Source organism: Cellulophaga sp. Hel_I_12, from assembly GCF_000799565.1.
Taxonomy (GTDB): domain Bacteria; phylum Bacteroidota; class Bacteroidia; order Flavobacteriales; family Flavobacteriaceae; genus Cellulophaga.
The window spans coordinates 2,591,537-2,617,056 of record NZ_JUHB01000001.1 but is presented as its reverse complement, the minus strand read 5'-3'; the positions used below and the strand labels follow the sequence as shown (position 1 = coordinate 2,617,056).

Sequence of the window (25,520 nt, the reverse complement as noted above, 5' to 3'; positions counted from 1 at the left end):
CAAGTTCATTGAATGCTTCTTGGTGAATTACATTTGACTTTTAAAAAACTATAAAAATTTACAAATGAAAGAGATATTCTTATTTGAGCTAAAATATCGCTTACGACGACCAGCGACCTACATCTACATTTTTTTGATGTTTATTATTCCGCTTTTATTAGGGTTTTTTGCAGATTCGGTTACAGCACAATTTACCAATAGTCCAAATGCCATTGTTGGAATTTTAGGGGGCATGAGTGTTATTAGTCTATTTTTTTATGCGGCAATTATGGGTGTTGCTGTGTATCGCGACGAAGAACACAAAACTGCACAAACCTATTTTACATTTCCTATATCCGAAAAAAACTATATTCTGGGTCGTTTTTGGGGAAGTTTTTCTATTGTTACTGTCATGAATATCGCCGCTGTTATTGGTGCCATGATTGGATTGGGGATTGGGGCATTATTAAACAGGCCTGATTATGGAACCTATACCTCGTTTAACCTAAGCTCCTATCTATTCCCTTTTCTGTATTTATTAAGCTTCAATTCTTTTTTTATAGGAAGTTTATTTTTCTGTTTGATGACCTTTTTTAAACGCATGTCGATCCTGTATTTAGGAGGGATTGTCATCTTAATTTTGACTATCGCCTCAGGGCAATTATTAGCTAATTTAGATACAGAGTGGTTAAGTGTGTATGTTGATCCGTTTGGTGAAACCGCGCATGGGTATATCACTAAATATTGGACAGTCAACGAATTAAACACGACACAATTGTCCCTTACGGGTAAATTTGCCCTCAACAGATTACTTTGGTTAGGTATCGCGTTTTTAATCTTCTTTTTTACCTTATTTAAATTTTCGTACAAAGGCTTTTTAAGTACTTCTAAAAAGAAAGGGGCTAAAGAATCAAAAGAAGCGTATGTTCCTTCGACATTCGTCCCGAATATTATTCAGCAGTTTAATGCTAAGGCACGTAGAGAAAATCTATGGTCTTTAAGCAAAATAGAATTTTTGTCTATTGTAAAAGAAACTGTTTTTGTGATTTTAATAGTTATCGGAATTATAGTAGCAGGGTTTGTTGCGTATCAATCTAACCAAATTTACGGTACACCGTCTTTACCTTTAACCCGCTATATGGTGGCTCAAATTTCAGGTGGTATCTCATTATTCTCTGTAATTATTTTAGTGATTTATGCCGGAGAAGCGGTGCACAGAACAAGACAGAACAAAACTTTTGAGTTTTATGATGCCTTACCTGTTAGCAACATTACGCTATACCTATCGAAGATTATTTCTTTAATTGGCGTTGCCATTGTTTTAACCCTATTAAATATTGTAGTTGGCGTATTATACCAAACGTTTAACGGCTATTTTAATTATGAATTCGGGATGTATTTAACCTATAATTTTACAACTATTTTCCCTAGTTATGTAATGACTTTGTTATTGGCATTTTTTATTCATGTATTGGTAAACAATAAATTTTTAGGCCATTTTATTGTTATCCTTATTTACGTCGGATTACCAGTTCTTTTAAGCTTAGCCTTTAAAACATCGAATCCTTTAGTGATTTTTGGAGGAACACCTGGATCTTTTTTAAGTGATTTAAACGGATTTGGACACTATTTATACGGACAATTTTGGTTGAATTTATATTGGATATTAGTCACCTGTATTTTAGCGACCATCGGTATTGTATTTTGGAATCGTGGATTCTATTCTTCTGCAAAAGAACGTTTTAAGTTAGCCAAACAGCGTTTTAGTGGAAAAACAGTAGCCTTAATGCTATTTTTTGTTTTAGCCTTTGTTTCTGTAGGGGCCTATAGCTATTACAATTTAAAAGTCTTAAACCAGTTAGAAGATGGTAACTACGGACAAAAATTGAGTGCTGATGCTGAAAAAAAATACGGTAAATATATAGGCAAGCCACACATTCAAGTGACCGATTTAAAAGCATTTATTGACATTTTTCCAGAGGATAGAAGCGTTGAGGCAAAAGGAGAATTTACTGTTACCAATAAATTTGACACGCCTATTGATACCTTGCTCATGAATATTGGATTTCCAATAGCCGACACTAAAATCACCAGAGTAGTGTATAATGGCACAGAAATACAAGCCTTTCTTTCAGATGAGGCTTACCGTATGTTTATCTATAAATTACCGACAAGCTTACACCCAAAAGACACTGCTTCTTTGGTGATAGAAACAAAGGCACTAACGCACGGTTTTTCTTCTGATACTGAAACAGCGGTATTAACAAATGGAACTTTTTTTAGGGATGCCATTTTTCCTTCTTTTCATTATGAACGAGGACTTACAGATAATGGGGTACGTAAAAAGTACGGTTTGGAAGAATTAGATTATTTATATCCGCCAAGAACAGACAGCTTAGCTTTAAAAACAAATTTGTTCAATGAAGATGCCGACTATTTGTCTTTTGAGGCGGTAGTCAGTACTACAAAAGGACAAACAGCCATTGCGCCAGGAACACTTACCAAAAAATGGGAAGAGAGTAACAGAAGCTATTTTAAGTACTCCTTAGAAAGTAAAGCCGACTATTTTTTCAGTTTTGTTTCTGCCGCTTATGCCATTGAAAAAGATTCGTGGACAGCACCTAGTGGCAAAAAAGTAGCGATAGAAATTTACCATTCTCCAAAGCATAAAAAGAATTTGGAACATTTTATCAAAGGTGTAAAAGTAGCGTTAGATTATAACTCTAAAAACTTTTTGGAATATCCGTATGCGGTACTTCGCGTGATCGAATTTCCAGCCTATTCTAATTTTGCCCAATCGTTCATAACCACAATTCCATATTCTGAAGATTTTGGTTTTGTAGCTGATTTTTCAAAGGCAGATAGTTATAACTATGCATTTCGGGTTACTTCTCATGAAGTAGCGCACCAATGGTGGGGCCATATTGTTACCCCAAGTAAAACCTCAGGCGCTAATATTATTTCAGAAACTTTAGCCGAATATGCATCACTCATGACCATGAAACAAGAATATGGTGAAAACGGAATAAAAGATTTCTTAAAAAATTCGCTAGATACCTATTTGAGTGGGCGCCAATTTAGTTTTAAACCAGAACGCTCCTTAATGAATGTTGAAACCGGTCAGTATATTTGGTATGAAAAGGGATCTATGATCATGTATGATTTACAGGATGTCATGGGCGAAGACGTCGTAAATAATGGGCTTAAAAACTTTTTAGAAGAGTTTAAGTTTTATAACAAAGGCTTTTATCCAAGCTCTGAAGATTTGTATAAGGCCATTTATGCGGTAACACCCGATTCGCTTACCTATAAAGTTGATGATGGTTTTAAAGAGATTGTATTGTATGAAAACAGAGTGATGGATGCCAAAACCAAAGCCTTGGAAAACGGGAAATGGGAAACTACCTTTACCTTAAATTCTAAGAAAATCTATTATGATGATAAGGGCAAAGAAGACAAAGTTGATGACAAAAATAATTTAGTGGATATTGGCTTATTTGGCGAAGATGTAGTTAATGACGATGGTGTAACCATCAAAAATCCATTGTACTTTAAATTAAAATGGTTAAAATCTGGCGATAATGTATTTACGATAGTCACCGATGAAAAACCGTTAAAAGCAGGGATTGATCCTTACAATAAGTTGATAGATCGTAACTCTGATGATAACTTAAAAACAGTGGAGTAGTAGTTTAAAGACTTCATCTTTTTAGAAATGAGATAAGCGAGGATACATTGTCTTCGCTTTTTTATTTTGCTAAACCTACATAAACCCAATGGCCATTTTCTTTGACGAAAGCCGATTTTTCATGAATCAGCTCAACCTTTCCGTTTTCAAAATAGAAAGCCTTGAAGCTAACCGTGCCTTCTTCATCGGATTGTTTCCCTTTTGTTGTTTCCAGAATCTCTAAGCGAATCCAGTTGACGGATTTTGCCCAAGCTTCAATGGATTTTTGGTCTTTGATAGGACGCGTAGTCGAATGATGACTTTTCATTAAATACTCACCATTGGCCATAGTAAAAGCCGTATATCGCGAACGCATCAGTTGTTCTGCCGTTTTTACCCGTGAAATATCGCTATGTGCAATAGCACAGCAATCCTTATATTTTTTAGAAGATCCGCAAGGACAAGTCATTTTTTTTACTTTAAGATATTAAAACAGTACCATTCGAAAAGTTCTTAATATTAACCTGGAATGGTTTTTAGTTCTTAAGGGTGAATGTTTAAAACTGGTTTAATTGGCATACCGAAGATTTATTGTGAAATTTGAAATGAAAATGCCGTAAAGAATTTTAGGCTGTTTGAGCTTAACCAATGTAAAATACATTTAAATTTTTAAATGCGAGTTCCTAAAATTTAGGCATCGAATGATAAATTTAGATAAAGTTTCGTCAGCCTAGACTTTTTTGTTTCTTTTTTGGGCAATGCAAAAAAGAAAAAAGTCAATCAAAAAGTAAAGGTTTAAATTTTACTTAAAATTATATCGGACAGGTTTGATACTCAAACACTTCATTTCGGTTACTACTTTTTTTGAGTTGTAAAGCAACCCGTTGACTGTTTTTGCATGAAGCACTACTTACTGAACCTGTTTACTGTTTATTGCTTACTCTTTTACTTTTTAAACCCAGTCTTTCGGTTTTTTTAAAACTTCTAATAGCCTTTCTTCCTCGCTACCCTTTTCAGGATGGTGATCATATACCCATTGCACCCGTGGCGGCAAACTCATTAAAATACTTTCGATACGACCATTGGTTTTAAGTCCAAATAATGTGCCTTTGTCATGGACCAAGTTAAACTCTACGTAGCGACCGCGTCTTATTTCTTGCCAGGTTCTTTGTGCTTCTGAATAGGCTAACTCTTTTCGTTTGGAGACTATCGGTATATAAGCTTCTGTGAAGCTATCGCCAACTTCGGTAACAAAATTATACCAATCTTGCATGTCCATTTTATCTGTTGCTTTCAAATAATCGAAAAACAGGCCACCTACGCCACGAGCTTCATCACGGTGAGCATTCCAAAAGTAGGCATCACATCTTTTTTTATAATTTTCATGGAATTCTGGGTCATGTGCATCGCAAGCTTTTTTACAAACAGCATGAAAATGAATCGCGTCTTCCTCAAACAAATAATAAGGCGTTAAATCTTGACCCCCACCAAACCATTGATCTACGATGTTCCCTTCTTTATCATACATTTCAAAATAACGCCAGTTGGCATGGACGGTGGGAACCATAGGGTTTTTAGGATGTAAAACGAGACTTAAGCCACAAGCAAAAAAATCAGCATCTTTAACGCCAAAATAGTTTTGCATGCTTTCAGGTAAAGCACCATGTACACCTGAAATATTAACGCCGCCTTTTTCAAAAACGTTTCCGTTTTCTATAACGCGTGTTCTTCCGCCACCCCCTTCTGGTCGTTCCCAGATATCTTCTTGAAATTTAGCGCTACCATCTGCTTTTTCCAAGGCTTGGGTAATGCTGTCTTGTAAATTTTGAATATAAGTATAGAATGTATCTTTCATCTGTATTTTTTAATTGATTTTTTAAGGTCAGACCTTCTCCGCTGGTTGACGGTTATAATTCGCTGCCTAAAATTTGTGGTGATATCAACTATTGCTCAACGTCATCTCATCATATTTTTCAAATAACTCCATATCTAAAGGCTTTTCATTAGGTGGCGTATGTTCGTTTCGTAGCGTTTTTTGCCAATGAAAACCACATTTTTCAGCAACCTTAAGGCTAGCAAAATTCGATGTATGCGTAATGATTTGAAGTATTTTTAAGCCCATGTCATCAAATGCCCATGAAGAAATATACCGAATAGTATTAGTGATAATTCCTTTTCCTTCATATTGATAACCAACACAATAGGCTAGTTCGCCTTTCTTTTTAGTCCAATCAATTTTTTTCAAATAAAGCAATCCAATAATGGTTCGATGCTCCTTTTCTTTAAGGGTAAAAAGAAACTCTTGTTTATCCTGAAACGCCTGAAGTTTTTCAGCCACAAAAATTTCAGATAAATTAGGGTTTACGTTTTGTTCTAATGTCTTAGGGAAAAAGCGTTTTAATCGATCCGAATTTGAAACCATAAAATCACAAATCCGCCAAGCATCTTTCGCTTGTATAGCCTCAACGGTATGTGATTCCAGATCAAAAATCAAAGTTATAGTTTTAAGTCAAAGTTTATATTTTTCACACCTAATGGCAGGTTTGCTTAAAAACGCAAACAACATAATATCTTGCAGGTATAGCCCGTACATATTAATAAGCCCTTTCCAAAAAGTATTAAACTCCCCCTTTGGGGGTTGGGGGACTTGCTTATGCTTTATACTCTTTCACTGCATCAATAAACGCTTTCGCATTTTCCACAGGCACATTGGGTAGAATACCATGACCTAAGTTCACTACATATTTATCTTTCCCAAATTCATTAATCATTTGCGTTACCATACGTTTAATATCCGCCGGTGGCGATAATAAGCGAGTAGGATCAAAATTACCTTGTAAGGTTATATTTCCACCTGTTAAATACCGTGCATTTTTAGGAGAACAAGTCCAGTCAACACCAAGGGCGGCAGCACCAGATTTCGCCATATCGCCAAGTGCAAACCAGCATCCTTTTCCGAACACAATGACAGGAGTTTCATCTTTTAATGCATCAATAATTTGTTGAATATAGCTCCAAGAAAACTCTTTATAATCCGTTGGGGACAGCATGCCTCCCCATGAATCAAAGACTTGCACGGCGTTAACACCCGCTTTTACCTTAGCCTTTAAATAAGCAATCGTAGTATCGGTAATTTTTTGCAATAATTGATGTGCAGCTACCGGTTGTGTAAAACAAAATTCCTTGGCTTTGTCAAAATTTTTACTGCCCTGCCCTTGAACACAGTAACATAAAATAGTCCATGGGGAACCTGCAAACCCAATTAAAGGTACTTCATCATTTAATTTTTCTTTGGTGGCCTTAATCGCTTCCATAACGTAGCCTAACTCAATATTTACATCAGGAACTACCACGCTATCCACATCTTTTTGAGACCGAATAGGCTTAGGTAAATAGGGTCCAAAATCGGGTTTCATGAGCACCTCAATATTCATGGCTTGTGGAATTACTAAAATATCAGAAAATAAAATAGCCGCATCCATTCCATAACGTCGAATTGGCTGTACCGTAATTTCAGAAGCTAAATCTGGCGTTTGGCAACGGGTAAAAAAATCAAATTCTTTTTTGATTTCCATAAATTCAGGCAAGTAACGCCCTGCTTGACGCATCATCCAGACGGGTGGACGTTCTACAGTTTCTCCCTTTAAAGCTCTTAGAAATAAATCGTTTTTTAACATGTCTTATACATCTTTATTATCAAAATAGTGTGGTCTACAATTCTACTTTTTGACCAAAAGTTAACAGATTACTATCTGGGTCAAGTAGCGAAAATTCTCGTTGTCCCCAAGGTTTGGTTTGTATGGAACCATTGGGGTGAATCGCTACATCTTTATTTAAAAATGATTGGTAAACTTCATCAATAGCAGAAGTTCTAATATATACTTGCCCGTAATTTTCTTTTATGTTTAGCGCTGTAAACTTAAAAAAATGAATTTCAACAGCCTCTTTTTTCAACATTAGGTAATCGTCATAATCTACAGTGCTAACCCTTTCAAAACCTAGTTGATCAACATAATAGTCCTCAGTAATGATTTTATTACGCATCGGTAATTTTGGAATAATGGAGTCGAACATGATTTTTAGATTAATCGTTTACTCGAAAAGTAGTTATTTTTTATTCACTAAATCAATAACACCCTCAATAGTTGCCGTTTGAGCAACCCTAACCTCAGAAAAACTTTTCCTAGCTTCTTCTGCTGTTGTTTCTCCAATACAATACGCTATAAGGTCTGAGGTATTTACTTGAAGATAACTTTGCACCGCTGACGGACTATAAAAAAGCACAGCACGCGTGCTTTTTGGTATTTTAACGGGAGCCTCTTTGGTGCTATATGCTTCAATTTCATGCACGCTTATATTGTTCTGTTCCAAAACAGTCGGTATGGTATCTAAGCGAATATCACTACAAAAATACGTCACGTCCGTGCCCTCTAAATACTCCACTAAATAGTTGGCAAGGTCTTTCCCTTGGGATTCAAAATGGGTCACCTTTCCAATATGTTTTTCTATCAATCGTTTGGTTTTACGCCCAACGCAGTAAATATTTTTAAATTGAAGTTCCTCAGGACTTATGCTTGCCAAAATTGCTTCAACGGCATTTTGGCTTGTAATAATGACATTCTGTAGTTCTTTTTTTAAAGTCAGTTTCGGAATCCTGTTCAAGTTGATACGCAGGAAATCTTCAGAAGCGACCGAAATCTCAGGATTAAATTGCGCCAATTGAGCGACTGTTAATTTTTTTGTAGAGAAAATAGTAGGTTCTTTTGTTAAGCCGGCAATTTCACGCATCAAGTTTCTACCTCCACGCTCGAAGATACGTTCTGCAGCTGCTATTGCTAAGTTTTCATGTTTTCCAAGAACAGAAGTAAATTCTACCTCTAGCTTCTTTTTTCCATCAACACTTAACAACACACCTTTTAGACTTATGTTTTTATCTTTAATGGTCGATAAAGCTCCAATAGGTGCGGTACACCCACCCTCTAAAATATTTAAAAATTGACGCTCTAAACCAGTACAAATTTGAGTTTCCTTATCGTTTAATTCTGCACAAGCTTTTCTCGAAAAATCATCGTTATCTAAAGCGACAATCACAACTGCGCCTTGTGCTGGTGCGGGCACCATCCAAGTTAAACCAATAGTGTTTTCAAATTCTAGGCCTACACGTTCTAGACCTGCTGCCGCGAAAATGGCGCCATTCCAATCGTTATGGTCTAACTTTTCAGCACGGGTTTGTACGTTGCCGCGTAAATCAACGACTGTATGGGTTGGGTATCTGTTCAGCCATTGTGCTTTTCTTCGTAAGCTGCCCGTAGCGATCGTAGCTTTTTCTTGGGATAAAAATTCTTCGTTGTTTTTAAAAGCAAGAATATCCATATAATTTCCACGCTTTAGAACTGCCGCTTGAATGATGCCTTTTGGCAAAACCGTAGGCACATCTTTCATTGAATGAACAGCAATATCAATTTGACCTTTCAGCATGGCCACATCTAATGCTTTTGTAAATACCCCAGTAATGCCCAATTCATGAAGCGGTTTATCTAAAACTAAGTCGCCCATAGATTTTACAGGGACTAATACCGTTTGGTATCCCTGTTCTTCTAGCTGCTTTTTTACGGTATTTGCTTGCCATAGTGCTAATTCACTATCGCGTGTTCCAATGCGGATTGTTTTACTCATTTGGTTTCTAATTCTAATTGAAACACTTTTTGAATTAATGCTAAACTGTTATCTGCATCAATATCATCGCCTTTTAAGTGATTGGCAAATTGTTTGGTTATTTTTTGAATAATGCGTTCAGAAACAATATCGGCTTGAACCGAATTAAAATCTGTTAGTTTTTTGCTTTGAAAGTTGAGTTCTTCATCTTTCATCGTCTTTAATTTCTTTTTTAGGGCTTTGATGACGGGAGCAAATTTTCGAGTTTCTAACCACTGAATAAACTCATCTTTTATATGCTCAATAATAGCTTCAGCTTCTGGAATAAACTGCTTTCTTCTTTCTAAATTATCATCCGTAATTTGTGAAAGCTGATCTAAATGTACCAGGCTTACATTGGGTAAATCAGTGACATCAAAAGCCACATTTTTTGGAATCGATAAATCTAAAATTAATAGGGGTTTTTTGGTGTGAATCATCTCTTTCGAAATAGTAGGCGATTGTGCTCCTGTCGCCACGATGAGAACATCAGAATTTCTAATCTCTGTTTGCAGGTCGCCGTAATCTTTGACCACTAAATCGAACTTTCCCGCAATTCTTTGCGCCTTATCTTTAGTTCTATTGATAAGCGTTATTTGGGAGTTTTTCGTATGTTTTATTAAATTCTCACAGGTATTTCTTCCAATTTTACCGGTGCCAAAGAGCAAAATATTTTTATCGGAGATATCCGGTATTGTTTTGAAAATGTATTGCACAGAGGCAAATGCAACAGAGGTAGCCCCTGAGGAAATCTCTGTGTCATTTTTAATACGTTTACTAGCTTGGATCACCGAATTGCACAAACGCTCTAAAAACGGATTCGCGATATTAAACTTTTTGGACCGATTAAAACTCTGACGTAGTTGACTTATAATTTCAAAATCGCCTAGAATTTGACTGTCTAAGCCAGTACCCACTCTAAATAGGTGACTTATGGCGTCATTATTCTTGTAGACATAGGCCACTTCTTGAAACTCTTCAACCGTGCCTAACGTATTATCACATAGTAATTTGATCAATTGAAAAGGATGCTGCGCAAAACCATAAAGTTCAGTTCTGTTGCAGGTGGAAGTTACCAAAAGGCCGTCAATACCTTGAGCTTTGGCTTGCATCAATAAGTTATCGATAGAAGCTTCTACTAAACTAAATTTTCCACGTATTTCGGCATCAGCTTTTTTGTAGTTGAGACCAATAGTGTAAAATGAATTATGTTTGGAAATATGGTAATCTTTCATAAAATACCTGACAATCGGGTGCAAAAATACTGCTATGAAAGCCAAAAAAGTAACGCTTGCGGAACAATTAGTATCGTTTCAAGTTTTTTTAATCCTATTTCGGTGTAAATTGGCTTAATTATAGTAATTTTAGAGCAAATACAAGGCTTTGAAACATTTTTATTTAGAACGTTTCTAAATAGTTCCGCTAATTTTTAAATCTCTATGGAAGAAAAAAACATCGCTAAAGGTTCCTTTGATGAAATTTTAATTGATCACGGTTTTTTCGTGTTAAAAATTCAGAATGATGACACTCATAAACAAACAGTTAGCAGGCAAATAGACAGTTCCTTTATACAATTTCACTTTTGTTTAAAAGGCAATGCTAAGTTTATTTTTAATGAAGGTCGCTATGCTTTGGAAGTTCCTGAAGAGAATTCACTTTTGTTATACAATACTAAGGTAGATTTACCTTTAAATCTAGAACTACAAGCAAATTCTTGGTTGGTATCTATCATCATGACGATACAAAAATTTCATTCCTTATTTTCTAACGAAGCTGATTATATTCCTTTTCTAAGCAATGACAATAAGGAGAAAAAATACTATAACCAAGAAGCGTTTAGTCCAGCGATCGCCGTTATTTTGAGTCAGATGATGAACTACAATTTGCATCACTCTATAAAGGAACTTTACATCAAGGGGAAAGTATATGAACTTATATCGCTCTACTTTAATAAAAGTAATGACGCCGCCATAGATCAATGTCCCTTTTTAGCAGATGAAGACAATGTTCGCAGAATCCGCAAAGCAAAAGAAATTATGATTAGTCGCATGGCAGAACCACCAACCCTGACCGAATTATCTGACGAAATAGGACTTTCATTAAAAAAACTAAAAGAGGGTTTTAAACAAATTTATGGGGATTCCGTTTTTAGTTTTTTATTTGATTATAAAATGGATTACGCACGTAAAATGTTAGAAAGCGGTCAGCATAATGTCAACGAAGTTGGTTTAAAAGTAGGTTATAGCACCTCAAGTCATTTTATAGCCGCCTTCAAGAAAAAATACGGAACAACCCCTAAAAAATATTTAATGGCCTTGGCCAGCTAATCATAGCTTATAAAATAGGCATAGCTCATTTCGTAGAATTAACGATATTTATACTTCATTTAACCTTATAAACCTTATGAACATAGTACTAAAAAGTAGCTTAATTTTAACCCTGGTGGCATGTACCTCTTGTGGTAGTTCAAAAATTGATCAACAAGTGGTTTTAAATGACACCGAGCCCTTCAAGGTTTCTATGTCAAAAGTAAAAAACGCAACCCCGCAAATTTTAGTATTCACAAAAACAGCAGGGTATAGGCATAAATCTATTGATAAAGGCGTTGAAACGCTGAAGGAATTAGGTGTTCTGCATAATTTTGGCATCACCCAGACCGAAGATTCTTTAGCTTTTTCAACGGCAAATCTTAAAAAATACCAATTAGTATTATTCTTAAGTACTACTGGTGATGTTTTAGGAAGTGACCAACAAAAGGTATTTGAAAAATATATAGCAGATGGTGGTAGCTTTTTAGGCGTGCACGCTGCTACAGATACCGAATACGAATGGCCTTGGTATAATAAATTGGTGGGTGCTTACTTTGAAAGCCACCCCGAACAACAAGAAGCGGTACTCACTGTGAGTATGCCTAATCACCAATCTACTGCCCATCTAGATTCCACTTGGACACACTTTGATGAATGGTATAATTTTAAAAATTTAAATCCTGAAGTACAGGTGTTGCTAAAATTAGATGAAAGGAGTTACGTGGGCGGCAAAAATGGGGATCAGCACCCGATTGCCTGGTTTCATGAATTTGGTGGTGGCCGTTCATTTTATACGGGCTTAGGACATACCGTTGAAGCATATGACGATCCTGATTTTAGGCAGCATTTGCTAGGTGGTATACTTTGGTGCTTGAAAAAGTAGCCCCTAGCCCTACTTGGAATCTGCTGAGTGCTGAGCTAAAAAGGGCAACTTTTAAAAAATAGGTGCTGGGTTTGGGTGCTCGGTTTAGAATGAAAAAACCTAACAATCTAAAGTAATAATAATCCACAATCATTGGAGTTCTCCTCCTTTGGGGGAGCTAGAAGAGGCTTACCCTCGCCACCATAATCCCTGTATTACTCTTTATCCCTTTCAAATAATCTGCTAAAGGCAATTTTGAAACTTCCACAGCACCAGAAGTAGAGGCATGTAATAAATGAATGCGACCATCTATTTCTCGCGTAGCAATGCCTGTATGGGTGATGTCTAAACCTTTAATCGATGTGGTTAAGGCAATAATATCCCCAGACTGAATCAAGTACTCATTGGCTGAAATTTGATCTTGCGGTAAAATGCAAATTTCTTGACTGTTTAAGTAGTTTTCTGAGGCTTTTATTTTTTCTAAATTAGCATCATTAACTTTTAAAAAAGGATATAATTCTCGGTGGGTACTCATAAAATTAATTTCTTTGGTGATCGGCGTACCTCCAATTTCAGCAGTAATGTCTTTAATTAAACCCTTCAACTGATTGTTTGCAATCCATTCCGAAAAGTAATGTAAACGAGATGAGTAGCCATTCAATATGCCATTTTTATACCGAATGGTCTCCAAATTTTTAGTAAAATCATCAAAATTTGATTGTTCTTTTTTGACCATCATTGTAAAAGCCAAAACATTTTCTATAAACGTAGTACAATCAAACCCTTGAAAATTAATCACCAGGACTTCTGTTTCGCCAATTTCTAAGGTTTTTGCGACATAAGGCGTACCTAAAAACGATTTTCCAATAGCAACTACCGTATTGCCCATAGGTTGCTTTGGCAGCTTGACAAACTCCTTAATCTTAGTCGTAAAAGTGGCTGTGTCCTGAGCAGAACAAACGATGTGTTGCGCAAAACTAAAGCTTATACATAAACATAATATCAATAAGAGACCTGTCTTTTTCATGAAGTTGGCTATTGAATTTCAAAAATAACAATTATTATACCAATACCTATGCCCTAAAATGTTTTGTAGGCCTCATATAGTTCTAGTTTTTGAATTAAATATCTGTTCTGTTGGTGTAAGCTAAAGCTATACCGAAGAAATAAAAAGTAGCTAAACAAAACAACCAACTTTAATAGTTTCTGCTTAAAAAGCATTTCATCGATACCTAAACCCATAAAAAAATAATTTTCTCGCCGCTCATCCGTAACATTTTTTAATTTTTCACTACCAATAGCTAAAAGCTTTTCAAACTCAATTTTTTTACCGAAATTTAACCGTATACTAATCCTTTAAATACTACCCACTAATTATGGCTGATGATTTTGACTTATTAGAAACCGAATCTAACTCTAAAGAAGCGAAAGTAGATGTGAACTGGGGCAAAGCCGTAGATCAAATGAAGTCTAAACTAGCGCAAGAAGACGACCCACAATCACGTCAAAAAATATTAAATGCCACATTAGATGATGTGGTAGGCATGGCTGAACAAGATAGAAAGTCTTTATTGGATGCCATAAAAGACTTAACAGACTATCAGGATGAAGTAGGGATTATTTTTGAAAAATTCTCTACACTAAATGCCAATGAACAAAAGGTAATTGATTCTGCTCAAAAGGCTTTAGAAAGAGCTAAGGTAGAGCTAGAAAATGCTGAAAACGTAAAAGACAATTGGTGGAACAACCTTTGGGGACGTAAAGCAAAAATCAAAAGCCGTGAAGAAGAACTTGTTGCAGCACAAAAAACGCGAGATGGCGCTGATATGAAAGCGAAAGCCATGTTTCAAGAACGTATTGAGACGGCAGATGTACAAACCCTACTGAACGAACTGAGTTATAAGAGCCAGGCTGCGGTAGGCCGTTTAAAAACCAGAGAAGTAGAGATTAAGGAGGTAGAAGATAAATTACAAGTAGCCATCGTAGAGGCGAGTAAAAATCACACGAAAGCCTTAGAGAAAAAGCAAGAAACAGAAGATAAACTAGAGGAACAATATGCCCTTTTAAAACAAGCGCGACAATCCCTAGAAGAAATATCCGATAAACAGTCTCCAGCATACTCTGAAGCCATCGGAAAAGTAACTACTATTGAACAAAAAGTAGAGGAATTAGAAGGTTTAAAAAACGCCTATACTACGCTTGCTGCTAGTAAAGACAGCTTTGTGCATAAGCATAATTTAACCATTAAAGTGCTCACCTCTTTACGCAGCAATTTACAAACCCACCGTGCTAAATTAAAGAGTGATACCGATGAACGTTTAAAATATTATGATGGTTATGTTGTAGCTTTAAAGGCCAGAACAGACCAAGAATTCGCGGCTATTTTAGAACATTTAGGGGTAAAAACCGACGAGCATATTGGTCAGACTTTAGCTTCTATGCATACCGCAAGTGCTAAGGCGCGTCAAGAAATGATGGATAATATTCCGGTTCACGAAAAAGTAATGCAAGGGGTGTATTCTAGTTACGCAGAGGCTTTGCAAGAAATTAGGGTGAAAGATGCTGATATTCAAAAAGATTTTGCCAACCGTTACGGGATCGACATGAAAGAAATTTTTGAAGAGTATTACAAAACAGATGGTACTGCTCCTTCAAAAGAGGCCCCTGCAACTCCTGAGGCACCAAAACCTAAAGCAGCGGAGGATGATTTGCTGGGATAGCCCCCGAAGGGGGAATTCTTAATATTACGCATTAAAAATATCATACGAATTTGAAAGCTACCTTCGGAGTTTAGGGGCTTCATTTAATTTTACGCCCAAATTAATAAGCTCCTTCGGGCGTCGCACTGAGCGAAGTCGAAGTGGTTTTGGAGCTCGTACACTATGTCAATAAACCAAATAGTTACACCTTTAGATAGTGCTGTTCTTGAAACAAATGAGCAGTATCAAGTCTATTTTAAAATTGTAAATCACGCCTTTAACGAGTTAGTAGAGAAAATCGCTAATGAAAAAATATGTTCTCCGATAGAGGCTAGTTTTGTGATGCAGTATGGTGAACTTTTGACCTATTCTTTAGAAGCTTTTAGAATAAAATATTTGTTCGATGATGACGAAAAAATGCGCATCGATTTAACCGAATCTGGTTTCCCGAATTATTTGGAGTTTCGCTACTTATATAACGATTTAGAGCTAAAGCAAGAGCATATCAGCAAATTACCAAAGCTAGAAACGGTGAAGAGCGAATTTTTAGAAACGCTTTTAAAAGATAAACAGCCTATTGCTGACCATAAATTACATCAAGCGGCGAGTTTAGTGTATTATACTTCCGTTGATCGCAAGTTTATTTTTAAGCGCTTTGTACAAGGAAAAATTTTAGCTGTAGAAAATAAGGATAGGGATGCGCAATACATGGTCAGTTGGTCTTTTTATGATGTAACCAGCAACCGACCTTTTATCTGCTTTATGTATTTTGATTTGTATAAAGTAAAACTGGAAGAATACAAAGAAGAAATTTACAAGGTGCTAGAAAATACAGCTGATCGCGATATTTCTGTCGATATGATGGCGTATGCGGTGGATAAAAAACTTAGTAATTTATTTCCTAAGCGTCTTAGAAAGTTCGATTTAGGACCATTGCATAGTGTTTTTGCTAAAGGCGAAGGCGCTATTACGCATACGATCATCAAGGCGATTGTCAATAAAACTTTTGACTTATCGGCCTATGCAATTTCTGTTGCAGTTGAGGAAGCTGTATCTACTGGTAATTTTACCGAGGGGAGCTTTTTTAACAAACAGCAATTACAAGTTTGGGAAGCCAAGCCCACCAAAAAATATTTGTTTTGTCCACATAGGGTGATGCAAGCATTGTATGATAACATCCCAGAAACCATCAATTCACTAACCCAAGATCCGATTGAGATTCGTAGTTTAAAACTTAATTAATGGAGCACAATAGTACTTTTCCAATAAAATTAGCGGAGTTAGATACCCTTCGCAATGAGGCTACATCCTATTTAAAAGGCATACAATGGGAGCAAGGAAGTAAGGCCAAAGCGCGTGATAAAGAACAAAAAGACGAATCTATTTTGCTCTATCTTTCTAAAGCCAACGGTACTAATACTAGTGACGTTGTTTCTGTTTCTAAAACCATTTTAGCCTTAAAAAAACGCTTGATTACCGATTCTGTAGCGATTCCGTTGCATTTAAATCATGCTTTATTTGCCTTGCAAGAAGGCCTAACTCTAGGAATTTGGTTAAAGGACAGCTATTTTGATAGCTCGGGCTTATCAAGCTTGAACCAACAAAAATCTGTATTAGATGTTGCTCAAAGGCGCGAGTATGATGCTAAACTACAAACCGCAACAGCCTTTATGCTGCACGGCATTGCCTATCGTATTTTGCACGAATTAAAACCACTTACGCAAGACGATTTAAGTGTCATGAAAAATAAGTTTGCAGGCATTCCAGAGCTCTCTGTTATGTCGCCCATAAAAGGGGTTTCTTGTCTACTTTTTTATTATGAAAAGTATTTAGCACATCCTGAAATAATCACATCCGATGTTGAAGTGCTTAATTTTACCGTGGTATTTTTCGAAGCCTTACTCAGCGAAATTCAAATGCGATTAAGCACATTTGAATATACAGAGACGATTACCGATAGAACCTACAAACTAGAAAAAAGCGAATTTGCAGTTTCAGGCTGGGAAAATGTGTTAGAAGGAACGGCAAAAAGTGTTGAATTTAATACCATTAAGTTCGAAGAGATTGTGGGTAACCGAGACGCTAAACATTTTGCACGCCGTTTAACAGAGCGCATGTTGAGTTACGATTTTGAAGCCAAAAAGAATCCTTTTTTAGAATTAGGAGGGTTTATGCCCGTTTTTATGGGTTACGGAATTCCAGGAACAGGAAAAAGTATGCTGATTGCAGCTATCGCTACTAAATTAAAAGAACATTGCGATACTTTAGACATTCCGTTTTTATTCCATCCCATGCCAGATACCTTAATTTCTACGTTTCAAGGGGGGTCTGCCGAAAAAATGGTACAATGGATGAAGCCTTTGCAAGACCCTAGCAAATTAATTTTTGCCCCCATTGATGATGCGGAGAATAATTTACAAGAACGAACTGCTCAAGGGGTTTCCGCTGGTGTTAAAGAAGTTATCGGGGTGTTTTTACGCTATACAGAAGGCGCCTATGCTATTAATTATGGCAATAGCGCCATAGGTTTATTTACCAACCTACCAGAGATGCTCGATAAGGCCGTTATTTCTCGAGTACAGGGCAGATTTAAGATTGATGGTGCTCGTACCCTACCCGATTTTATGGATCAAGATTATTTATGGTGGCGTAAGTTTGAAAAAACGATGCCTGATTTCGTGAATATGAAAAATCCGGAGCAATACCAATTTTTAAGTGAACAAGGATTAGCAAAGAGTTTAGGTGAAATTTTAAACAACAGCGATAAACCAACAGAAGCTAAAATTTTAGAAATTTACGAAGCAACGGAAGCCAAACACGGTACCACTGAACATTTGTTTTTTGCACAATTGTATCAAAATATTCAAAAGGAATTTCCTTTCTTTTCTTCAAGAGATATTAGAAATATCCAAAGTGCTATTTCCTTACGATTAACCGATTTTGATTTGCCTGAAGACTGGTTTAATGAGCCTGACTTATATTTTAAAAAAGATTACGATACTAAACTAAACATGCTAAAAGGATTGATGAAGCAAAATATGCAAGGACTTAATTTCTCGGATATTAGAAGACAAGAAACCGTTCGGTATTTAGATAATGTAGCCGCCATAGCGGATACCGATTTTAAACGAAAAGTTGAGGGACGCGTACACGATTTAAAAGTGCAATTAGCGGCTAATAAACTGTTTGATTCAGAAAAGTAATAAAAGTAAGAATGGAAAAACTAAATGCAGCAGGTTTATTTGGGGGCGCAGTAGTGCAACTGTCCGGTTCTTTAGCCATTCGGTATAACGAGTGTTTGGCATTGCTCGGTGTGCCTCCAACAAAGCTAAAAAGTTTCTCGATTGATGGCATGGGTTGGAGTCCAGAAATTTCTGAAGAGAAAAAGGAAGCTTATTATTTAAACACTGGGGATGCCAATGTAAATGCGATCATCATTTCTCCAGAACAAGAAGGAAAGCCATTGCACATGCCTTTTCATAGTTTTGATCGTGATGTGCTTGAAACTGTTTTTAAGGCGTATCATCGAGAAATTCGAGATATTACTAAAGATTCGGCTTTGGTATTACACATAGACCAGCAGATCGATACTTTTTTTGAGCCATTTGATTTGTTGCGTTATGATACGATTGAAGTTAGTTTCGTACTATTAAATCAGTTAGACGAAAAACAAATGGAACAAGAGGCTTTTATCAATCTTTTTCATAGAAATAATAACTTTATTGACCGTGAAGTGCATCAGCAATTACTTACCTCAGCTAAAACCTATGGCGATTTAAGAGGTCGAAAATTACGATTAGACCCTATAAAGCTCAAAATAACCTCCTTTTATACCAATGCATTTGGGGGTGTTTTTGTATTAAAAGAAGGTTTAAAAGAACTTTTGGTGTTTGAGGAAGAAAAAGTTTTTAAAAATGCGATTAATGATACTACGCACGATGTGTTGCTTTTTCATACCAGTCACACCGAGCTTTTAGAAATCTTAGTAACACACTTACTCCTTGATAAAGATTTTAAAACGGCTATGAAATCACCAAGATATGAACGCATTAAAAAACACATTTTTGCTGAACATAGTCATAAAACGGAGCATCCCTTAGCAGAGATTTTAGATAGCCATTTTTTGTTTAAACGCTATTTGAATCAATTACCTCTGGAAATTCAGAAAAAAATCTCTGGTGCAGAAGTGTACTTTCAGAAATTAATTCTAGATAAAACCTTGAAAATAACTGATTTTGTTGCCGACGACTATATCACACTATTACACGAACCACATTCATCTTTGCGTGAAGAAGAAAAAGAATTGATTTGGAAGTTGTTAGTGAAGATAATGCCTAAAGATCCAGTACATTTATTTTGGTACGATAAAGCCTTATTTTATCAGCTTTATACCCATTGGGATGATTCTTACAAAGACTGGGTGATCCAAGAAATTTTAGAAAACAATAAAAAATACGCGGTATGACTTTAGAAATCATCATTTTTATAATAGCCTTACTTTTCGGAATTATTTGGTACTGGAGAGAATCAAAAAATAATAAGTTATACCGATGGCTTAATAGAATTTCTAATACTAAGGCCTTGCAAATGAAACCTGAGAACAAAAAAGGTTTTCTTCATGAGCAATCATTATTAATTCGATTGGTATATATAACGCTTTTATTTGCAGTATCGGCCGGCATTGTTAGCTTTGTAACACCCATAAATGCTTTTTATGTACAGTATTTTGCCTCTGCGATAGTGGCTACTTTACTAGGCACGTATATCGCTTCGGCATTTTTATTTGCACAGAAAAAAACCAAAAAAGAGAACCTAGAAAAGACATTGCAAAAAGGAAAAGACATGGTGGAAGATCTTAGGGAGAACATCAAAAAAGAGTTACAACCAGAACCGCCAGAAACTCCAACAAAATTGCCTGAGCCAGAAGGCGAACCCAAAAAATCGGCTAGAGACCGTTTCAAGGATAAAGGAATGATACAATAATTTGTAATTCGTACATCATGATAAAAACCTATTGGAATAAAGGAACAAAGCAAAAACGAAATGTTATTATTCTGGGAATATTCACAATTTTATTACTTTTCTTTCTAAGAGACGATTACCAACCTGCATTACTTTTTTTAAGGAGGTATGTTTTTGTATTGCTTTTAGGCGGCCTTTTTTTATGGGTAATGCTTTCCAAATTTAGAAGTGCCCTTAGCGCGGGAAGGAGAGTACTTATACTCTTGGGTATTGTTGGGTTTTTTGCCATTCTTTGGTTTTTCGGTTGGAAATTAGAACTCTACAATTACATGCAGACCTACAACGTCTACAAAAACTTAAATATTGAAGAATTAAATGAATTGCCTTTAACGCAAAACGAACGCATTCAGCCTTTCAATAATATTGTAACCATGGCCTACGAATCGGTTGGCGAAACTCAAGAGGTTTCGTTGCCACAATTAGTGCGCGTGGACAGTACCAACCAATGGACGATGGCGGTACAACCCGCCAAAGAATATACCTGGCAGCGTATGAATGATAATACGGAGGAACTTTTTACGGTAGAAAGTACGTCGCCTTTTCCTCGTTTTTCAAAAGAAAACCGAATACCGATTACTTTTTCTATAGGCGAATCTTTGGCTTTTAGTCGCAATACCTACAATGCAGTGGTACAACGTTTCAATATTTTTCAGCTTTTTACCCTACAACCTAGTGATGTTTTTTACATGAAAAACGATGAAGAAAAGTGGGTACAGGTAGTTAGTTTAATAAAATGGAAAGGATTCTTTTTTCCCTATCCTACCTACGGAGGGGTTATGGTTATAGATGCTGGCGTTCACGACCTATCAGATTATTTAGAACGAATGACCATTGGTAAAGGCACTTATATTTCACCTTCTGAAACTAAAAACTATCCCTATTTAAAAGGTCAAAACACTTTAGCGGAAGAGATTTCCCGGGTTGAAGCACAGTCTTTACAGTTTTTAGGAGGATTTACAGATCCTTTACCTTGGAATATGAAAACAGCCGTTAAAATTCCAGATTTACCGCAAGACCAAAATCAGCAACCCTATGTTACTGACTTTGATTTTTCAGGAATGAAAACAGAAGCCTATAATGGCTTATACCATTGGTTCGGTTTAGAGCCGATTGGTGATGAACGTACCAGTTTAGCTTTTAGCGTGATGATTCCCGCTGATGGCACTGATAAATTGTATTATTACAATCACGCCGCCAGAAAAGAAGGTATGGCCGGAGTTTCTGCAATGCCCTTAAAGGTCATAGAATCTAGAAAAGAATACGATTGGACGGCTAATAAACCCGTAGAATTTAGACCATTTATCAAGCATATTGCTGGTCGTAAACGCATGTTTGTATTAGGTACTATCGCTGCTGTTCAGGAAGATAGCCAAAAGTTCGACGGTGCAGCGACCCCAGATTTAGCACTCGTAGATGCAGAATATCGCGATGTTATTTGGATTGATGCCAAGCACCCGTCAAGATGGACCGACGCTATTCTAGAACAATTAGGCGAAACTTGGAAGGCTTCTGAAAACTTAAGCGATGCTATTATTTATCCTGCACGAATTAATTTTGAAATGCAGCAGAGACTAGATAGTATAGCGATTGACACGATTCAATTCATCCCAAGAATAGCATCGGATAGTAGTATTGTAAATTAAAAATGTAAAACTTCTAAACTAGATGGAACTAACCTTAAGTATTCCTGCCTTACTTTTTCCTGCAATTTCATTAACCATGCTTGCGTACAACGCTAGATATTTAGCAATTGCCGCTTTAATACGCCAATTGCATCAAAAATATCAAGAAACAGCATCGCCTTCGGTTAGTTTACAAGTAAAAAAGTTAAACAGACGATTACTCATTATAAAAAACATGCAAGCCGTGGCTATTTTAAGTTTTTTATTGGCAGTAATTACCATGTTTTTAATTTATGTAGACCTAAAGTTTTGGGCGAACTTAGTCTTTGTTATTAGTTTGTTGTGTTTAATGGTATCCCTTATTTTATCTTTAATAGAAGTACAAATTTCTACAAAAGCCTTGAGCATTCAATTAAAAGATTTAGAATAGTGCTTTAGACTTAAAGGCTTTTAGTTGGTGCCAAAGATCAAACCAGGGGCAACACAACTTCAACCTAAAGAATACATCCTTGATTTGAATTTTAAAATAAAGATTTTCCAGAGATCGTAGTACTTGAAAAGTGGAGCCCTTATCTAAAGCAAACAGTCTTTTTTTTCAGAGCATCCTAACAAAAATAGACCGCTAGGCTACTTATTAAGATCCTCAACCTGTTGTTTGTGGATTGTTTTTTGAACTTAAAGGACCGAAAAAGCTTTCCTAGTTTGCCATTAAAGGAAATATATAAACTTAGTAGCACCTACTTAGTGTTTTTCTGTTTAGTTTTTTTAAAAAACTTAGCATTTTAAGCACTATAAAACTAAACAAAAGATAATTACTTGTTTTCATTCTAAATAAGATGAGTATTTCATTTAAAGTTTGTTAAAAACTCGTCTGTGCTTTAAATTTGTAGTCAAAAAATAAACGACAAATGAGCGGATTTTTAAAATCTTCGATTGGGAGAAAGTATGCTATGGCACTTTCGGCCTTTTTTTTAATGTTTTTTCTTCTTCAGCATCTAGCGATAAATATGCTTTCTGTTTTCAGTGCTGATGCCTTCAATGAAGCTTCGCACTTTATGGGTACCTTCTGGGCGGTGCAATATATATTGCAGCCCATTTTAATTTTTGGTGTCCTTTTTCACTTCATCATGGGATTCATATTAGAGATTAAAAACAGAAGTGCACGTGTAATAAAATATGCCAAAAATAACGGTGGGGCAAACTCTAGTTGGATGAGTAGAAACATGATCTACAGTGGGCTAGCAATTTTAGCCTTTATGGGCCTACACTTTTACGATTTCTGGTTTCCTGAAATTAACATCAAGTACATTCAAGGGGATATGTCTGGATTGTTAGCGGATGGTGAAGGATATCGCTATTTTGAAGAATTGCAGCACAAATTTGTAAACCCTTTGAGAGTAGGGCTTTATGTGCTTTCTTTTGTGTTTTTATCGCTACACTTAATGCATGGTTTTGCTTCTGCGTTTCAATCATCAGGTGTATCCTCTATGAGAAAAGAAAAATTACAAACTATTGGTAAAGCCTATGCTATTTTAATCCCATTAGGATTTGTCATCGTGGCGCTCTATCATTATTTTAATCATTAATACTATATACTTATGTCTGTATTAGACTCAAAAGTACCCAAAGGTTCATTAAAGGATAAATGGACTGACTATAAAGATCATATTGATTTAGTGAATCCGGCCAACAAGCGTAATATCGATATTATTGTTGTAGGTACAGGATTAGCTGGTGGTTCTGCTGCTGCTACCTTAGCAGAGTTAGGCTATAACGTTAAAACATTTTGCTATCAAGATTCTCCCCGTAGAGCGCATAGTATTGCTGCTCAAGGTGGAATTAATGCTGCGAAAAATTATCAAGGAGATGGTGATTCTACCTACCGTTTATTTTACGATACCGTAAAAGGGGGTGATTACCGTTCTAGAGAAGCAAACGTATATCGTTTAGCAGAAGTTTCTACGAATATTATCGACCAATGTGTGGCTCAAGGTGTTCCTTTTGCGCGTGATTATGGCGGATTATTAGATAACCGTTCTTTCGGTGGAGTTTTAGTTTCTAGAACTTTTTACGCGAAAGGACAAACAGGACAACAGTTATTGTTAGGGGCCTATTCTGCCATGAACAGACAAATTGCTCGTGGTAAAATTACACCGTTTAACCGTCACGAAATGCTCGACGTTGTAAAGGTAAACGGAAAAGCAAGAGGTATTATAGCACGTGACCTAGTCACTGGTAAATTAGAACGCCATTCAGCGCATGCCGTAGTTATCGCTTCAGGTGGTTATGGCAATGTTTATTTCTTATCGACAAACGCCATGGGGTCTAACGCTACCGCAGCTTGGAAAATCCATAAAAAAGGAGCATTTTTTGCAAATCCATGTTATACGCAAATTCATCCAACCTGTATTCCACGTTCTGGTGACTACCAGTCTAAATTAACCCTAATGTCTGAATCATTGCGTAATGATGGTCGTATTTGGGTGCCAAAAAGTTTAGAAGATGCTAAAGCCATTCGAGAAGGTAAGAAAAAACCAACCGAGCTTACTGAGGAGCAAAGAGATTATTACTTAGAACGTAAGTACCCTGCATTTGGTAACTTGGTACCTCGAGATGTAGCTTCAAGAGCTGCAAAAGAACTATGTGATGCTGGTTATGGTGTCAATGCGACTGGTGAAGCAGTTTATTTAGATTTTGCCTCTTCCTTTGAGCGCTACGGTAAAGAACAAGCTAAAATTCATGGGATTGAAAACCCTTCTTCTGAAAAAATAATAGAATTAGGTCGTGCCCTAGTGAAATCTAAATACGGAAACCTTTTTCAGATGTACGAAAAAATTGTAGATCAAGATCCGTACAAAACTCCAATGATGATCTATCCAGCAGTGCACTACACCATGGGTGGTACTTGGGTTGATTATAATTTAATGACAACCGTTGAAGGTTTATATTCTATCGGTGAATCTAATTTCTCTGATCACGGAGCTAACCGATTAGGAGCTTCTGCTTTAATGCAAGGCTTAGCCGATGGCTATTTCGTATTGCCTTATACCATAGGTGATTATTTATCACACGAAATCAGAACGGGTAAAATACCTACGGATACGCCAGAATTTGAAGAAGCTGAGAAAGAAGTAAAGGATAAAATTGATTTCCTTGTAAATAATAAAGGAGCACATTCTGTTGATTATTACCATAAAAAATTAGGGAAGATCATGTGGGACAAATGTGGAATGTCTCGAAACGCAGAGGGCTTAAAACAAGCCATGGCTGAAATTAAAGCACTACGAGAAGATTTTTATAAAAACGTAAGTGTACCAGGAGGAGCCTATGAAATGAACGCGGAACTTGAAAAAGCAGGTCGTGTAGCTGACTTCTTAGAACTAGGTGAACTATTTGCTAAAGATGCTCTTGTTCGTGAAGAATCGGCCGGAGGACACTTTAGAGAAGAGTACCAAACAGAAGATGGTGAAGCACAAAGAAGAACAGAATTCCAGTTTGTTTCTGCTTGGGAATATAAAGGCGAACCTGCCGATGCTGTATTGCATAAAGAAGAATTGGTTTACGAAAATATTGAAGTTAAAGAAAGAAGTTACAAATAGTTGATGGTTGCAAGTTGCTGGTTTTAAAAAAACCCGCAACGAACAACGAACAACCAAAAACTAAAAA

The 25,520-nt window shown here is 36.4% G+C and carries 20 protein-coding genes; 12 read left to right on the top strand and 8 right to left on the bottom strand.

The annotated features are described in order from the left end of the window. Positions 1-64: 64 nt before the first annotated feature. Positions 65-3,667 carry a M1 family aminopeptidase gene (locus tag GQ45_RS11325; protein ID WP_047417973.1) on the top strand — a complete coding sequence of 1,201 codons (3,603 nt, stop codon included), beginning with the start codon at positions 65-67 and terminating at the stop codon, positions 3,665-3,667. Positions 3,668-3,728: 61 nt separating this feature from the next. Here the strand turns inward: GQ45_RS11325 and GQ45_RS11320 are convergent, their stop codons facing one another. From GQ45_RS11320 to hemA, 7 genes are all read right to left on the bottom strand, one after another. Continuing rightward, positions 3,729-4,115, bottom strand: coding sequence for a YchJ family protein (locus GQ45_RS11320; protein ID WP_047417970.1), 387 nt, complete (start codon positions 4,113-4,115; stop codon positions 3,729-3,731). A 483-nt stretch (positions 4,116-4,598) separates the two neighbouring features. Further along, positions 4,599-5,501: an oxygen-dependent coproporphyrinogen oxidase gene (gene hemF / locus GQ45_RS11315; protein WP_047417968.1), complete on the bottom strand. Its 903-nt coding sequence runs from the start codon at positions 5,499-5,501 to the stop codon at positions 4,599-4,601. 84 nt (positions 5,502-5,585) lie between these two features. Then, entirely contained in the window at positions 5,586-6,140 is a 555-nt protein-coding gene (locus GQ45_RS11310; protein WP_047417965.1) for a GNAT family N-acetyltransferase, read from the bottom strand. A 157-nt stretch (positions 6,141-6,297) separates the two neighbouring features. Beyond that, complete coding sequence (hemE, locus tag GQ45_RS11305) at positions 6,298-7,323, bottom strand: uroporphyrinogen decarboxylase (protein ID WP_047417962.1); 1,026 nt, start codon at positions 7,321-7,323, stop codon at positions 6,298-6,300. A 34-nt stretch (positions 7,324-7,357) separates the two neighbouring features. Then, entirely contained in the window at positions 7,358-7,720 is a 363-nt protein-coding gene (locus GQ45_RS11300; protein ID WP_047417959.1) for a VOC family protein, read from the bottom strand. Between the two features lie 33 nt (positions 7,721-7,753). After that, a complete protein-coding gene (gene hemC, locus GQ45_RS11295) occupies positions 7,754-9,322 on the bottom strand; it encodes a hydroxymethylbilane synthase (RefSeq protein ID WP_047417956.1) in 1,569 nt (522 codons plus the stop codon). Further along, positions 9,319-10,575 (bottom strand): glutamyl-tRNA reductase, encoded by a 1,257-nt coding sequence (gene hemA, locus GQ45_RS11290; RefSeq protein ID WP_047417954.1) that lies wholly within the window; start codon positions 10,573-10,575, stop codon positions 9,319-9,321. Before hemA ends, hemC begins: the two co-directional genes overlap by 4 nt. 204 nt (positions 10,576-10,779) lie before the next feature. On the opposite strand from hemA, the gene GQ45_RS11285 reads away from it, so the two are divergent. Continuing rightward, positions 10,780-11,667, top strand: a complete 888-nt coding sequence (locus GQ45_RS11285) for a helix-turn-helix transcriptional regulator (protein WP_047417951.1) — start codon at positions 10,780-10,782, stop codon at positions 11,665-11,667. A 76-nt stretch (positions 11,668-11,743) separates the two neighbouring features. Next, the gene (locus GQ45_RS11280; protein ID WP_047417948.1) at positions 11,744-12,532 is read left to right on the top strand and encodes a ThuA domain-containing protein; all 789 of its coding nucleotides are present in this window, start codon (positions 11,744-11,746) and stop codon (positions 12,530-12,532) included. 157 nt (positions 12,533-12,689) lie between these two features. On the opposite strand, the gene GQ45_RS11275 is transcribed toward GQ45_RS11280, so the two are convergent. Continuing rightward, complete coding sequence (locus GQ45_RS11275; protein WP_047417945.1) at positions 12,690-13,538, bottom strand: N-acetylmuramoyl-L-alanine amidase-like domain-containing protein; 849 nt, start codon at positions 13,536-13,538, stop codon at positions 12,690-12,692. A gap of 349 nt (positions 13,539-13,887) precedes the next feature. Between GQ45_RS11275 and GQ45_RS11270 the strand changes: the two genes are divergently transcribed. The 9 genes from GQ45_RS11270 (at position 13,888) to GQ45_RS11230 (ending at position 25,453) form a co-directional block, all read left to right on the top strand. After that, positions 13,888-15,231, top strand: coding sequence for a hypothetical protein (locus GQ45_RS11270; RefSeq protein ID WP_047417944.1), 1,344 nt, complete (start codon positions 13,888-13,890; stop codon positions 15,229-15,231). A gap of 162 nt (positions 15,232-15,393) precedes the next feature. Continuing rightward, entirely contained in the window at positions 15,394-16,452 is a 1,059-nt protein-coding gene (locus GQ45_RS11265) for a hypothetical protein (protein ID WP_047417942.1), read from the top strand. Beyond that, positions 16,452-18,413: an AAA family ATPase gene (locus tag GQ45_RS11260; RefSeq protein ID WP_047417939.1), complete on the top strand. Its 1,962-nt coding sequence runs from the start codon at positions 16,452-16,454 to the stop codon at positions 18,411-18,413. The genes GQ45_RS11265 and GQ45_RS11260 overlap by 1 nt, the downstream gene beginning before the upstream one ends. A gap of 11 nt (positions 18,414-18,424) precedes the next feature. Further along, entirely contained in the window at positions 18,425-19,675 is a 1,251-nt protein-coding gene (locus GQ45_RS11255; RefSeq protein ID WP_047417936.1) for a DUF6638 family protein, read from the top strand. Continuing rightward, positions 19,672-20,193 carry a hypothetical protein gene (locus GQ45_RS11250; RefSeq protein ID WP_047417933.1) on the top strand — a complete coding sequence of 174 codons (522 nt, stop codon included), beginning with the start codon at positions 19,672-19,674 and terminating at the stop codon, positions 20,191-20,193. Before GQ45_RS11255 ends, GQ45_RS11250 begins: the two co-directional genes overlap by 4 nt. 17 nt (positions 20,194-20,210) lie before the next feature. Beyond that, positions 20,211-21,875: a hypothetical protein gene (locus tag GQ45_RS11245; protein WP_047417930.1), complete on the top strand. Its 1,665-nt coding sequence runs from the start codon at positions 20,211-20,213 to the stop codon at positions 21,873-21,875. 22 nt (positions 21,876-21,897) lie between these two features. Then, positions 21,898-22,284: a DUF2721 domain-containing protein gene (locus GQ45_RS11240; protein WP_047417926.1), complete on the top strand. Its 387-nt coding sequence runs from the start codon at positions 21,898-21,900 to the stop codon at positions 22,282-22,284. 478 nt (positions 22,285-22,762) lie between these two features. Further along, positions 22,763-23,440 (top strand): succinate dehydrogenase cytochrome b subunit, encoded by a 678-nt coding sequence (locus GQ45_RS11235; protein ID WP_047417923.1) that lies wholly within the window; start codon positions 22,763-22,765, stop codon positions 23,438-23,440. 12 nt (positions 23,441-23,452) lie between these two features. After that, a complete protein-coding gene (locus GQ45_RS11230) occupies positions 23,453-25,453 on the top strand; it encodes a fumarate reductase/succinate dehydrogenase flavoprotein subunit (RefSeq protein ID WP_047417920.1) in 2,001 nt (666 codons plus the stop codon). The last annotated feature ends 67 nt before the right edge of the window (positions 25,454-25,520 follow it).